We start from the raw sequence: 12,741 nt of genomic DNA, 5'->3' as shown, positions 1-12,741 counted from the left end.
GGGGCGGTCCCGAACGCCCGGTGATTCGGAGCGAGCGTCCCCCAACTGGCGCCCTGCTCCTGCGAACGTTCCGCGACACTCCACCAGTGCTCCTGCGAACGCAGGAGCCCAGGAGTCGCGCACGTCGTCAGCCGTTATTCTGCTTGGCCCTGGGTTCCTGCGTTCGCAGGAACACTGTGCTGCTCCGATATCACCGCGGAGACAGCTACACGCGCTGGTTACCGCTGTTCGATCCCGCGCAGCGGCAGCGCGGCGATCTCGCCGAGCCAGGTGCGGATCGTCGTGCGACCCTGCGGGCTCAGCGCCAGCATCGTCACGCGGCGGTCGCTGACGTCGTCGCTGCCGTCGACCAGTCCGCGGTCCTGCAACAGCTTGATCCAGCGCAGCGCGGTGGTGCGCGGCACGCCGGCGGCGGCGCAGCAGGCGTTGGTCGTCACCGTCGCGCCGTTGATCCCCTCGGCGAACAGGAACAGCATGATGTCGAGCCCCGGATTGGCGAACAGCGAGGCTTCCAGATGCGTGCCGAGCTTGCGGCGCGCGGCGGCGATGCTCGACGCCAGCGACGCAAGCGCGGCGGCCTCGGGATCCTGTCCGTCGATCACCGGCGGCACCGGCAGGCCGGCGAACGTCTTGCTAGCGGCGTCCGAACCCGAAAAAGTGAAATCGTCGCGTAACCCGGCACCCATCGTGTTCGTCGCTCCCGTAGACGCAGCAGGGCATAACCCGCGCAATTCCGAAATCAAGCCGCTACGTCGCTGTCCGGCCCGGCGGCCGCCACCCTTGGCGATCCGTCCCGTACGACTCGTACTGCTAACGCTACCAGAGGCCGCTGTCACGGCCTTGCTGGACTGGACGCGGGCGATGATGTGCCATTATCGCATCGGGCACAAGCCGTGTCGCACCGACCGCGGCGGGGAGGCGATCGATGGCCTGTTACGCATTGGGTGACGTCGCACCGCAGCTGGGCGAGGCAGCCTATGTCGCGCCGGGCGCGCAGGTGATCGGCCGGGTCGTGCTCGGCGCCCGCGCCTCGGTGTGGTTCGGCGCGGTGCTGCGCGGCGACAACGACCCGATCACCGTCGGCGACGAGAGCAATATCCAGGACGGCGCGATGATCCATGCCGACCCCGGCGTACCGACGACGATCGGTCGCGAGGTCACCGTCGGCCACCACGCCATCGTTCACGGCGCCAACGTCGGCGACCGCAGCCTGATCGGCATGGGCGCGACTTTGCTCAACCGCGCGGCGATCGGCGCGGATTCGATCGTCGGTGCCAACGCCCTGGTCACCGAGGGCAAGGTCTTCCCCGACGGATCGCTGATCGTCGGCGCCCCCGCCCGCCTCGTCCGCCCGCTGACCGCGGCGGAGATCGCCGGCCTGCGCCTGTCCGCCGCGACTTATGTCGCCAACGCCCGCCGCTATGCCGCGGAACTGACCCCGGTGTGATGCCGCGGCGGCGTCGGCGCTGTCCTACACGAAACGGCGCATGCTAGGCTTCGCCCGCTCTTTCTCACCGCCGAGTCGCGTCGCCTGCGTGCGTCCGGGGGGCTGCTTCCCATCCGGCTCCTGCAAACCCACGACCGTCCCAAGCCCCTCCAGTACTCCCGCGAAGGCGGGAGCCCAGGGTTCCGGACGCCGTCAGACGTTGTTCGGCATGACCCTGGGTTCCTGCGTCCGCAGGAACACGGAAGGATTAGCATCCGAGCGAACCGGACAAAGCGCCTCACCTTGGCGGGAGTACGAACGATGGCGTTCAGCCCGGCCCCGCACATCATCACCAAAACGGAAACGATGACCCACGATCGTTTCCGTTCAGGTGTCCATCTTGTCCACGTTGCCCCAATTCAGCCACAATTGGCGGAGGCCTCGCGCACGAACCGGGCCGTCGCCTCCGGCGCGGTGATCGGGATCATATGGCCACCCGGCACGATCGCGATCCGCGCGCCCGGAATGATCGCCGCGGTGCGCTCGCCATGGCGGACCGGGTCGAGGATCGCGTCGTCGCGGCCGAACAGGATCGCGGTCGGTACCGTCAGCGACGGATAGTGCGCCACAATCCCCTCGATCTCCTGCGCCGCGGCGGCGAGGTCGGCGGCGGCGGCGGCGATATTGGCGGGTCGCTGCGACAAGGCGCCGCCGCCGCGGGTGACGAAGTCGGCGGGCGGCGCCTCCGGCGCGAACACCGCCGCCAGCGTGCGCTCGGCGGTCAACCGGCTGAGCGGCGTCGCGATCGTCTGCGCGAACAGCCGGCGCACCCCCGGCGGGATCGCCGCCAGTCCCTTGAACGCCTCGGGCACGTCGTCCTGCGGCTGGGTGAGCGGGGCGATCAGCGCGAGGCCGCGGACCAGCTCGGGCCGCTGGATGGCGAGCGACAGCGCCAGCGCACCGCCCAGCGAATGGCCGACGACCAGCGGCCGCTCGATGCCGAGTAGATCGATGAACCGGCCGAGGATCGCCGCCTGCGCGGCGATGCCGGGCTCGCCCCCGTCGTCGGCGACCGAATAGCCCGAACCCGGCCGGTCGACGAGGATGACGCGATGGTCGGCGGCGAGCGGCGCGAGCATGCCGTAGCTGAAGTTGCGCAATTGCCCGCCGAGGCCGTGGACCATGACGATCGCCGGCCCGCTGCCGCGGTCGACGTAATGGAGCCGGGCGCCCTCGACCTGAAGGTGGCGGCCGTCCTGCGGCACCAGCCGCTCCGCCGCGCGTGCCACCCGCTCGGAATAGAGCGACAGGCCGATCCCGCCCGCGCCGAGGGCGGACGCCCCGATCAAACCCGCCAGGCTCCAGCGTGTCCCGCCGATCATCTCCGTGCCTCCTCAACCCCCGCGCCAGCGGCGGAGTGTAGCAGCGGCGGGCGATTTGTCAGGCGGTCGTGACGACACCGTCGACCACCGCGACCGGCCACGCGCCGAGCCGCTGGCCGAGGCACGGACCGCCCACGCACAGCCCCTCGTCGAGCGTGAACAGCGCGCCGTGCCAGCTGCACGCGATCAGATCGCCGGCGGGGGTCAGATAATCGTCCAGCGTCTGCGCCAGCGGCACGCCGGCATGCGGGCAGCGGTCGACATAGCCGACGACGCCGTCGCCGCGGCGGACGACGAAGCCGTGGAAGCGCCCGGCGCGCATCTGGAGCACGAAATTGCGCGCCTTGCCGTCGGCGATCTCGGCGAGCGGCGCCAGCGCAACGCCGGCGGGGGTGGCGGACAGGCGTTCGCTCACGCGTCGGCGTCGGGCTGGCGGCTGGGGTGGGCGGCTTCGGCGCGCGCCGCGGTCCGCGAGGCCGTGGCGACGAGGCGGGGGTAGGGGCCGGTATCCACCCCGAACCGGACCGCCGAATAGAGCGCCGGCACGGTGACGCAATCGGCGAGCGTCGGTGCGTCGCCATAAGCGAAATCGCCGCCGTGGCGCGCGATCAGCGCCTCGATCGCCGCGAAGCCATCGGTCATCCAATGCGCCATCCACGCGTTGACCTGCGGTTCCGACGCGTCGAAATCCTGCCGCAGCGCCTTCAGCGTGCGCAGATTGTGGAGCGGGTGGACATCGGTGGCGAGCGTCGCCACCATCGCGCGGACGATCGCCCGGCCGTCGGGATCGCCGGGCAGCAGCGGCGGCGACGGGAAACGCTCGTCGAGCCATTCGAGGATCGCGACGCTCTGCGTCAGGACGAGGCCGTCGACCTCCAGCGCCGGCACCAGCCGCTGCGGGTTGAGCGCGGCATAGGCCGGGTCGGCCTGTCCGCCGGTGCGCAGGTCGTGGTTGACCTGCTCATAGGCCAGCCCCTTCAGCGCCAGCGCGATCCGCACCCGATAGGCGGCGCCCGAGCGCCAATAGCCGTGAAGGATCACGCCGCCGGGCTTTGCGGCAGCACCGCCTTGGGGAAGTCCGCCCACACCGCGTCGTAATCGAGCTGGGCATGGTCGAGCGCGTGGCGGGTCGGCCGGTAGGGCCAGCAGCTTTCCAGCATGAACGCCATCGTGCCGTCAATCTTGTGCGGCTTGAGCTCGGCGGCGGAGGCGCCCTGCCAGCTCGCCAGATCGGGGCCGTGGCCGGCCATCAGATTGTGGAGGCTGATCCCGCCCGGCGCGAAGCCGTGCGCCTTGGCGTCATAGGCGCCGGTGATCAGCCCCATCGCCTCGGACATGACGTTGCGATGGAACCAGGGCGGCCGGAACGTGTCCTCGGCGACCATCCAGCGCGGCGGGAAGATGACGAAATCGGCATTGGCGCGGCCCGGCACGTCGCTCGGGCTGGTCAGCAGCGTGAAGATCGAGGGGTCGGGATGGTCGAAGCTCACCGTGTTGATCGTGTTGAACCGCGCGAGGTCGTAGCGCCACGGCGCGAGATTGCCGTGCCACGCCACCACGTCGAGCGGGCTGTGATCGAGCGTCGTCGTCCACAGCGATCCCATGAACTTCTGGATTACCTCGGTCGGTTCGTCGCGATCCTCGAACCAGGCGACCGGCGTCTCGAAATCGCGCGGGTTGCCGAGGCCGTTGGCGCCGATCGGGCCGAGGTCGGGCAGCCGGAACAGGCTGCCGTGATTCTCGCAGACATAGCCTTTGGCGCTGCCGTCGGGCAGCAGCGCGCGGAAGCGCACGCCGCGCGGGATCAACGCGATCTGGCCGGGCGCGACCATCATCCGGCCAAGCTCGGTCAACAGTTCGAGCCGCCCCTCCTGCGGCACGAACAGCAACTCGCCGTCGGCATCGGTGAAGACGCGCGCGGTCATGTCGGCATTGGCGGCATAGACGTGGAGCGCCACGCCTTCGAGATCGGCGGGATCGCGGTTGGCGAGCATCGTCGTCATGCCGTCGATCAGGTCGGTGCCCGCCGGTGCATCGGGGCACGGGTCCCAGCGCAGCCGGTTGGGGGCGAGCGGCGCATTGGTGGTGCCGGGGGCGAACCACTGCGCGCTTTCATAGCGCACGTAAGGCGGATGCTCGGCGGTCGGCCGCATCCGGTAGAGCCACGAACGGCGGTTCTCGTGCCGCGGCGCGGTGAAGGCGGTGCCGCTGAGCTGCTCGGCATACAGGCCGAAGGCGGGCCGCTGCGGCGCGTTGCGACCGATCGGCAGCGCGCCGGCGACCGCTTCGGTGGAAACGTGATTGCCGAAGCCGGGAATAAAGTCGGCCTCGCTCCCGGGGTGGTGGACTGTCATTGTTTTAGCGTCCTCTCCTGCTCCACCACCCCGTCCGCAAACTCATGCGTCGACGGTAATCACCCCGCGACGGATCTGGTCCAGCTCGATCGACTCGTACAGCGCCTGGAAATTGCCGTTGCCGAAGCCCTCATTGCCCTTGCGCTGGATGATCTCGAAGAAGATCGGCCCGACCATCGTCTCGGTGAAGATCTGCAACAGCAATCCCTCCTCGCCGACGTTGCCGTCGATCAGAATGCGGTTGGCGCGCAGCCGTTCCAGATCCTCGCCATGATTCGGCACGCGCTTGTCGACCAGCTCGTAATAGGTCTCGATCGTGTCCTGCAGCTTGACGCCGCGGGCGCGCAGCTTCTCGACCGTCGCGTAGATATCGTCGGTGGTCAGCGCGAGATGCTGGATGCCCTCGCCATTGTAATCGCGGATGAATTCCTCGATCTGGCTCTTGTCGTCCTGGCTCTCGTTGAGCGGGATGCGGATCGCGCGATCGGGCGCGATCATCGCCTGGCTGAACAGACCCGTCGCCTTGCCCTTGATGTCGAAATACTTCTGCTCCTCGAAGCCGAAGATCTGGCCGTAGAAGGCTGACCACGTCCGCATCTGGCCGCGGCGGACGTTGTGGGTGAGGTGGTCGAGCACGTCGAGTCCGACGGAATTGGCCGCCTCCGCCTCGGCGGCGCCGGGAACCTGATCCCAATCGTCGTAGACGCTGCCCGTCGCACCATGGCGATCGACGAGATAGAGCAGCGACCCGCCGATCCCTTCCAGCGCGGGCAAACCCTCCAGCGCCGCACCGGCCGGCGCCGGCTTGGCACCGCGCGCGATCGCCGCGTCGTAAGCGGCCTGCGCATCCGCGACGCGGAACGCCATCGCGCTCGCCGACGGCCCGTGTGCTGCACGGAAGTCGGCGGCGTGGCCGGTCGGTTCGCGGTTGAGCAGCAGGTTGATCCTGCCCTGCTTGTAGCGGGTCAACGCCTTAGTCGGGTGCGTCGCGGCGGCGACGAAGCCCAGCGCCTCGAACTGCGCGGCAAGCGCATCCGGATCGGGCGAAGTGAATTCGCAGAATTCGAAGCCGTCGAGCCCCATCGGGTTGACGTCGATCTGGTCGGCCGAAAGGTCGGACATGGCAGCAGCTCCGAAATGGTATCGTCTGTTACCAAATCTTTGCGGCATTGCCAAACTGGTGTCAACTGATACGAAACCGCATGGCCTCGTCCGTCCGCCGCCTCGTCCTCGACGACTTCATTCCCTATCGACTGTCGGTGACCTCCAATCTGGTCAGCGACTCGATCGCACGGGCCTATGAATCGCTGTTCGGGCTGACGATCCCCGAATGGCGGCTGGTCGCGGTCATCGCCGAGACCGGCGGCATCACCCAGCAGGCGATCGGCGCCAAGACGCTGATGGACAAGGTGACGGTGAGCCGCGCCGCGATCGCATTGGTCGGCCGCGGCCTGCTTGCGCGGCGCGACAATCCGGAGGATCGGCGCTCGCACCTGCTCGAACTCACCGATGCCGGCCGCGACCTCTATGCCGTGGTGGCGCCCAAGGCGCTCGACCTCGAAAGCCGTATCTTCGACGTCTTCGACCCGCAAGAGGTCGCGCAATTCGTCGCGATGCTGCGGCGGATCGAGAGCGTGACGCTGGATATCGGCAGATAAGCCACGGTCGATCCTCCCGCCGGCACAATTATGCGACAATTGCCGATTAGCAGCAGCCGGAGTGTTCAAAGGGTATTCGGTATGCGTGTCGCGGTGGTGATGATGATGGCGGTGAGCTGGCCGGCGCTGGCGACCGCGCAGCAGGCGCCTGCGCCGACCGCCGCCCCAACCCAGCCCCAGGCCGCGCCGACCGCGGCGGAGGCCCCCGCGACGGCCACGCCGGCGGCGCAATCCACCACGCCGACCGCAACGGAGGCCACGCCCGCCGCGCAGACGACGCCGGCGGCGGAGACCGAAGAAGAGGATAGCGACATCGTCGTCACCGGCCGCCGGCCGCCCGGCTCGGTGGTCGGCGACATTCCCGCCGAACAGGTGCTCAGCCCGGCCGACGTGCGCAGCTATGGCGTCAGCAGCGTCTCCGACCTGCTCACCGAGCTCGCGCCGCAGACGCGCAGCGGCGCGGGCGGCGCGCCGGTGGTGCTGCTCGACGGCAAGCGCATCTCGGGCTTCCAGGAAATCCGCGACATCCCGACCGAGGCGATCCTGCGCGTCGACATCCTGCCCGAGGAGGTGGCGCTCAAATACGGCTATACCGCCGACCAGAAGGTGGTGAATTTCGTGCTGCGCCGCCGCTTCCGGTCGACCACGGTCGAACTGGCCGACAAGGCCCCGACCGAGGGGGGCACGAACAGTCCGCAGGGCGACCTCGACCTGCTGACGATCCGCAACGGCTCGCGGCTCAACATCCACAGCAAATACACGCAGAGTTCGGCGCTGACCGAAGCGGAACGCGATATCAGCGTCGCGACGACCGAAGGCGCGACGCCCGGCTACGACCAGCGGCCGTATCGCACCCTCCAGCCGTTCAGCCGCAGCTTCGGCACCAACGCCACCTATGCGCGGCCGATCGGCGACGTCAGCGCCACCTTAAACGGCGAGCTGACCGCGACGCAGACCGTCGGCCAATTCGGGCGGCAGCTCGACGCGTCGGGCCAGCCGATCAGCGACGCGCTGACCCAGCGCAGCAACGGTATCACCGCGCATCTCGGCACCAGCCTCAACGGCCGGCTGAGCCCGCGCTGGCTCTGGACGGTGACCGGCGCCTACGACCGCGCGGAAAACCGCACCGACACGCAGACCGGCGTCACCACGCCCGACAATCGTGCGCGTTCGACGTCGAACACCGGCGACCTCGAAGCGCTCGCCAACGGTCCGCTGTTCACGCTGCCCGCGGGCGACGTCTCCACCGCGATCCGGATCGGCGCGCAGACCAGCGATTTCACCAGCGCGTCCTTCGGCGAGCGGATAAGCAGCGGCAGCGTGTCGCGCGACGCGGTCAACGGTCGCGTCAACATCGACGTGCCGATCGCCAGCCGCTCGCGCGCCGTGCTCGGCTGGCTCGGCAACCTGTCGGTCAACGGCAATGCCGCGATCAACCAGCTTTCCGATTTCGGCACGCTGACCGCTTATGGTTATGGCGTGAACTGGGGACCGATCGACAGCCTGCGGGTGATCGGATCGATCAACCAGCAGGATGTCGCGCCGACCGCGACGCAGCTCGGCAACCCGACGGTGGAGACGCCCAACGCACGCGTCTTCGATTATGTCAGCGGCCAGACGGTGACGGTGACGACGATCAGCGGCGGCAATCCCGACCTGCGGTCGAGCAGCCGCCGCGTCACCCGGCTCGGCGTGACGCTCAAGCCGTGGAGCGACAAGGACCTGACGCTGATCGGCACGTACACCAAGCAGGACACGCGCAACCCGATCCAGTCCTTCCCGTCGCCGACCGCGGCGATCGAGGCGGCATTTCCCGATCGCTTCACCCGCGACGCGGCGGGCGATCTCACTCGGCTCGACGCCCGCCCGATCAATTTCGCGCGTGCGGTGAGCGAGCAGTTCCGCTGGGGGATCAACTTCTCCAGGCCGATCAAGTCGAAGGTGCAGAAAGAGCTCGAAGCGTTTCGTGCGGGTACCGGTCCCAACCCCTTCGCCGGCATGCGCTTTCCCGGCGGGGGCGGGCGGTTCGGCGGGGCGCGGGCCAGCGCCGACGGCGGTCCGCCGTCACCGGGTGCGGAGGGTGCGCCGCCGCCACCACCGCCGGGTGCCGATGGCGCCCCCCCGCCGCCGCCGGCCGGTGCCGATGGTCCACCGCCGGGCGGCGGCGGGCGCGGCTTCGGTGGCGGTGGTGGTCGTGGCTTCGGCGGCGGTCGCGGCGGTCAGGGCGGCGGGCGTATCCAGTTCGCGCTTTACCATACGTGGCATCTCACCGAGCGCGTCACCGTCGCGAACGGCGGGCCGCTGCTCGACCTGCTCAACGGCGATGCGACCGGATCGAGCGGTGGCCAGCCGCGGCACGAATTCGAGGCGCAGGCCGGCTATTCGAACAACGGCATCGGCGTGCGCCTGTCCGCCGATTACGCCACCGGCACCCGCGTCAACGGCGGGACGTCGGCCAATCCGCAGACGCTGCGCTTCTCCGGCCTTGCCACCGCCAATCTGCGGCTGTTCGCGGACCTCGGCCAGCAACTGAAGCTGGTCAAGGCGCATCCCTGGGTGCGCGGCGCGCGCGTGACGCTGTCGGTCGACAACATCCTCAACACCCGCCAGACCGTTCGCGATGCGGCGGGCGTGACGCCGATCAGCTACCAGTCCGATTACCTCGACCCGCTTGGCCGGACGGTGCGGCTGAGCCTCCGCAAACTGTTCTTCTGAGGACCTAAAGCCCCAGTCGCCGCGCCAGCCACGCCGCCGCTTGCTCAGGGGTGCGCTTGCCGGCGTCGCGATCGACCTGATAATTCGCCTCGCGCATCGCGGCGACCGGGATACGCCCGACCAGCGGCGCCAGCGCGGCGGTGAAGGCGGCGTCCCCCGCGCGTGCCGGTGCGACGAGCAGCAAGGCATCGTAACTCGGGATCGCGTGTTTCGGGTCGGTCAGCACCGTCAGCCGGTCGGCCGCGATCCGCCCGTCCGACGAGAAAGCGGAGATCACGTCCGCCTCGCCGCTCGCCAGCGCGCGATACATGAAGGTCGGCGCATAGGGCGTCGCCGCCGCGAAGCGCAGCGGATAGGCGTGGCGTACCGCCGCCCATTCGGGACGTTCGAGGAACTCGAGATCGCTGCCGAAGCGCAAGGCGGGCGCCGCACCGACGAGGTCGGACAGGCTGGCGATGCCGCGGCGCCGTGCGTCGTCGCCGCGCATCGCGAAGGCATAGGCGTTCTCGAAGCCGAGCGATCCGACCAGCCGCACACCGCTGCTCGCCTGCGTCCAGCGGCCGATCGCGGCGGCCATCGCCTTGGGGTCGGGGACGTCGCTGCGCCGCATCGCACCGGTCCACAGCGTGCCGGCATAATCGACATAGACGTCGATATCGCCGCTGGTCAGCGCGCCATAGATCACCGCCGAGCCGAGGCCGTCGCGATAGCGGACGGTATAACCGGCGCGGGTCAGCCGGTCGCCGATCAGCCGGGCGAGGATATATTGTTCGGAAAAATTCTTCGCGCCGACCGTCACCACCTTGTCGCCGCCGCGCTGCCAGAGCGGCGCGGTCGCGGCGAGCAGGCCGGCCACCAGTACGAGCGTCGCGCCGAGCCACACGGCGCGGCGGCGATGCGCGATACCGCGCTCGATCAGGCCGATCAGCGCGTCGACGGCAAGCGCCAGTCCCGCCGCGGCGAAACAGCCGGCAAGCACCAGCGCCCAATTCTGCGTCTGCAGGCCGGCGAAGATCATGTCGCCAAGGCTCGGCTGGCCGACGGTGGTCGACAGCGTCGCCGCGCCGATCGTCCACACCGCGGCGGTGCGGATGCCGGCGATCAGCACCGGCGCGACCAAAGGCGCCTCGACCAGCCGCAGCGTCTGCGCGGGCGTCATGCCGACCGCTTTGGCCGCCTGTCGCACGGCCGGATCGATTCCGGTCAGCCCAGCGACGCCGTTGCGGATGATCGGTAGCAGCGCATAGAGCGTCAGCGCGATCAGCGACGGCAGGAAGCCCAATGCCGGGATGCCGCCGCCGATCAGCGCCGACAGCCAGAGTAGCAGCGGATAGAAGAGCGCGAGCAGCGCGAGGCTGGGGACGGTCTGGACGAGGCTGGCGAAGCCGAGGATGACGCGGCCGGTGCGCGGCCGGCGCGCGGCGATGATGGCGAGCGGCAGGCTGATCGCGATGCCGAGCAGCAGCGCCGCCGCCGACAGCAGCACATGTTGCGCAAGCAGTGGCGGCACCCGGCCGAGCGCATCGAGGAAGGCGCTCATGCCGCTTGCTCCCGCGCGATCCCGCGCAGCCGTTCGGCCTGATCGCGCGGCACCGCGACCAGCGCCTGCGCCGCTGCGCCGCCATCGCCATGGAGCAGGTCGGCGGGCGTCGCATCGGCGACGATCCGCCCCGCCTGCATCACCAGCACGCGGTCGGCGAGCAGCAGCGCCTCGGCCATGTCGTGCGTGACGAGGATCGTGGTGAGACCTAGCCGGTCGTGCAGCGCGCGAATCTCGCTGCCGAGCGCGTCGCGCGTCACCGGATCGAGCGCGCCGAACGCCTCGTCGAGCAGCAGCAGCTTGGCACCGGGCGCGAGCGCGCGGGCGATGGCGACGCGCTGGCGCTGGCCGCCCGACAGCGCCTCGGGCAGCCGGTCCGCGATGGCGCGGGGCAGCGCGACGAGATCGAGCAGCGCGTCGACGTCGGTGGCGGGGAGGCCGGCAATGCGCGGGCCGATGCCGATATTTTCGGCGACGGTCATATGCGGGAACAGGCCGATGCCCTGGAAGACATATCCGATCCGCCGCCGCAGCGCCGGGGCGGGACCGGCGGCGACATCCTCGCCGTCGAGCAGCACGCGGCCCTCGCTCGGCTCGATCAACCGGTTGATCGTCTGGAGCAGCGTCGACTTGCCCGATCCCGATGCGCCGACCAGCGCGACGAAGCTGCCCGCGGCGATCGTCAGCGAGACTCCGTCGACCGCCCGCGTCTCGCCATAACGTTTGCTGACGGCGTCGAAACGGAGCGATTCTGCTGGCATCGTCCGGAACGATGCGGGATGCCCGCTACAAAGTCCAATGAATGGACGGCAGGAGAGGCTTATGAGCGAGGTACGCGCGATCTTCATCACCGGCGGCGGATCGGGCATCGGTCGCGCCGTCGCGCGGTTGTTCGCGAGCCGCGGCTGGCGGGTCGGCATCGCCGACGTCAACACCGCCGGGCTCGACGAGACCGCGGCGCTGATCGCCAGCGGCATGGTCGAACGCTATGTCATGGACGTCCGCGACCGCGACGCCTGGACCGCGAGCCTCGACGCCTTCACCCGGGCGAGCGGCGGGCGGCTCGACGTTCTGTTCAACAATGCCGGGATCGGCACCGGCGGGCCGCTCGCCGAGGCGCGGTTCGAGGAGATCGACCGGACGATCGCGATCAACTTCACCGGCGTGGTAAACGGCGCGCGGGTCGGCCATGCCTATCTGGCGCGCACGCCGGGATCGGTGCTGCTCAACACCTCCTCGGCGTCGGGCATCTACGGCTCGTCGGGGCTCGCCACCTATTCGGCGACCAAGTTCGCAGTGCGCGGCCTGAGCGAGGCGCTGGACGGCGAATGGCATCGCGAGGGGATCAAGGTGCGCTGCCTGTTGCCGAGCTTCATCGAGACGCCGCTGCTCGACGGCGTCGCCGGCGGCACCAACCGGACGATCCGCGAATCAGTTACCGGTGCCGGGCTCGAACTGACCCCGGTCGACGCGGTGGCGGAAGCGGCGTGGAAGGCGGTGCATGGCGACGCGGTGCACACCTATGTCGGCAAGACCGCCGAACGGCTGCGCTTCGCCGCACGCTGGTTCCCCGGCGCGCTGCGCAAACGGATGCGGCGGTCGCTGCGCTGATCGGAGCGAAATATCCCTCCGTTCGCCCTGAGCCTGTCGAAGGGCCTGGGTCTCA

The 12,741-nt window shown here is 69.6% G+C and carries 12 protein-coding genes; 4 read left to right on the top strand and 8 right to left on the bottom strand.

The features are described from left to right. Positions 1–218: 218 nt before the first annotated feature. Positions 219–686 carry a helix-turn-helix domain-containing protein gene (locus AC07UH_RS00365; RefSeq protein ID WP_245640743.1) on the bottom strand — a complete coding sequence of 156 codons (468 nt, stop codon included), beginning with the start codon at positions 684–686 and terminating at the stop codon, positions 219–221. Positions 687–925: 239 nt separating this feature from the next. On the opposite strand from AC07UH_RS00365, the gene AC07UH_RS00360 reads away from it, so the two are divergent. Beyond that, positions 926–1,447: a gamma carbonic anhydrase family protein gene (locus AC07UH_RS00360; protein WP_495179725.1), complete on the top strand. Its 522-nt coding sequence runs from the start codon at positions 926–928 to the stop codon at positions 1,445–1,447. 398 nt (positions 1,448–1,845) lie between these two features. On the opposite strand, the gene AC07UH_RS00355 is transcribed toward AC07UH_RS00360, so the two are convergent. From AC07UH_RS00355 to hppD, 5 genes are read right to left on the bottom strand one after another with little or no spacing between them, the layout of a single operon-like run. Continuing rightward, positions 1,846–2,808: an alpha/beta fold hydrolase gene (locus AC07UH_RS00355; RefSeq protein WP_495179726.1), complete on the bottom strand. Its 963-nt coding sequence runs from the start codon at positions 2,806–2,808 to the stop codon at positions 1,846–1,848. Between the two features lie 58 nt (positions 2,809–2,866). After that, positions 2,867–3,223: a Rieske (2Fe-2S) protein gene (locus AC07UH_RS00350; RefSeq protein WP_495179727.1), complete on the bottom strand. Its 357-nt coding sequence runs from the start codon at positions 3,221–3,223 to the stop codon at positions 2,867–2,869. Beyond that, on the bottom strand, positions 3,220–3,849 hold the full coding sequence (gene maiA / locus AC07UH_RS00345; RefSeq protein ID WP_495179728.1) for a maleylacetoacetate isomerase: 630 nt from the start codon (positions 3,847–3,849) through the stop codon (positions 3,220–3,222). The genes AC07UH_RS00350 and maiA overlap by 4 nt, the downstream gene beginning before the upstream one ends. After that, the gene (hmgA, locus tag AC07UH_RS00340) at positions 3,846–5,162 is read right to left on the bottom strand and encodes a homogentisate 1,2-dioxygenase (RefSeq protein ID WP_495179729.1); all 1,317 of its coding nucleotides are present in this window, start codon (positions 5,160–5,162) and stop codon (positions 3,846–3,848) included. The genes maiA and hmgA overlap by 4 nt, the downstream gene beginning before the upstream one ends. A gap of 42 nt (positions 5,163–5,204) precedes the next feature. Further along, on the bottom strand, positions 5,205–6,284 hold the full coding sequence (hppD, locus tag AC07UH_RS00335; protein ID WP_137899931.1) for a 4-hydroxyphenylpyruvate dioxygenase: 1,080 nt from the start codon (positions 6,282–6,284) through the stop codon (positions 5,205–5,207). 80 nt (positions 6,285–6,364) lie between these two features. On the opposite strand from hppD, the gene AC07UH_RS00330 reads away from it, so the two are divergent. Together AC07UH_RS00330 and AC07UH_RS00325 are read left to right on the top strand one after the other, a co-directional pair. Next, positions 6,365–6,820: a MarR family winged helix-turn-helix transcriptional regulator gene (locus tag AC07UH_RS00330; protein WP_495179730.1), complete on the top strand. Its 456-nt coding sequence runs from the start codon at positions 6,365–6,367 to the stop codon at positions 6,818–6,820. An 81-nt stretch (positions 6,821–6,901) separates the two neighbouring features. After that, entirely contained in the window at positions 6,902–9,535 is a 2,634-nt protein-coding gene (locus AC07UH_RS00325; protein WP_495179731.1) for a TonB-dependent receptor, read from the top strand. A 4-nt stretch (positions 9,536–9,539) separates the two neighbouring features. On the opposite strand, the gene AC07UH_RS00320 is transcribed toward AC07UH_RS00325, so the two are convergent. Both AC07UH_RS00320 and AC07UH_RS00315 read right to left on the bottom strand, forming a co-directional pair. Continuing rightward, positions 9,540–11,075 (bottom strand): ABC transporter permease/substrate-binding protein, encoded by a 1,536-nt coding sequence (locus tag AC07UH_RS00320; RefSeq protein ID WP_495179732.1) that lies wholly within the window; start codon positions 11,073–11,075, stop codon positions 9,540–9,542. Beyond that, on the bottom strand, positions 11,072–11,836 hold the full coding sequence (locus AC07UH_RS00315; RefSeq protein ID WP_495179733.1) for an ATP-binding cassette domain-containing protein: 765 nt from the start codon (positions 11,834–11,836) through the stop codon (positions 11,072–11,074). Before AC07UH_RS00315 ends, AC07UH_RS00320 begins: the two co-directional genes overlap by 4 nt. 61 nt (positions 11,837–11,897) lie before the next feature. On the opposite strand from AC07UH_RS00315, the gene AC07UH_RS00310 reads away from it, so the two are divergent. Beyond that, entirely contained in the window at positions 11,898–12,686 is a 789-nt protein-coding gene (locus AC07UH_RS00310; RefSeq protein ID WP_495179734.1) for an SDR family oxidoreductase, read from the top strand. The last annotated feature ends 55 nt before the right edge of the window (positions 12,687–12,741 follow it).

Source organism: Sphingomonas sp. GW821-FHT04B01, assembly GCF_059420425.1.
The sequence above is the reverse complement of the archived record's forward strand: the minus strand, read 5'-3'. Positions and strand labels throughout refer to the sequence as shown.

Bases quoted from the DNA above. Each gene is read 5' to 3' on its own strand.
- hppD (WP_137899931.1), bottom strand. From the start codon at position 6,284: ATGTCCGACCTTTCGGCCGACCAGATCGACGTCAACCCGATGGGGCTC.
- AC07UH_RS00330 (WP_495179730.1), top strand. From the start codon at position 6,365: ATGGCCTCGTCCGTCCGCCGCCTCGTCCTCGACGACTTCATTCCCTAT.
- AC07UH_RS00365 (WP_245640743.1), bottom strand. From the start codon at position 686: ATGGGTGCCGGGTTACGCGACGATTTCACTTTTTCGGGTTCGGACGCC.
- AC07UH_RS00315 (WP_495179733.1), bottom strand. From the start codon at position 11,836: ATGCCAGCAGAATCGCTCCGTTTCGACGCCGTCAGCAAACGTTATGGC.
- AC07UH_RS00355 (WP_495179726.1), bottom strand. From the start codon at position 2,808: ATGATCGGCGGGACACGCTGGAGCCTGGCGGGTTTGATCGGGGCGTCC.
- AC07UH_RS00320 (WP_495179732.1), bottom strand. From the start codon at position 11,075: ATGAGCGCCTTCCTCGATGCGCTCGGCCGGGTGCCGCCACTGCTTGCG.
- AC07UH_RS00360 (WP_495179725.1), top strand. From the start codon at position 926: ATGGCCTGTTACGCATTGGGTGACGTCGCACCGCAGCTGGGCGAGGCA.
- hmgA (WP_495179729.1), bottom strand. From the start codon at position 5,162: ATGACAGTCCACCACCCCGGGAGCGAGGCCGACTTTATTCCCGGCTTC.
- AC07UH_RS00325 (WP_495179731.1), top strand. From the start codon at position 6,902: ATGCGTGTCGCGGTGGTGATGATGATGGCGGTGAGCTGGCCGGCGCTG.
- AC07UH_RS00310 (WP_495179734.1), top strand. From the start codon at position 11,898: ATGAGCGAGGTACGCGCGATCTTCATCACCGGCGGCGGATCGGGCATC.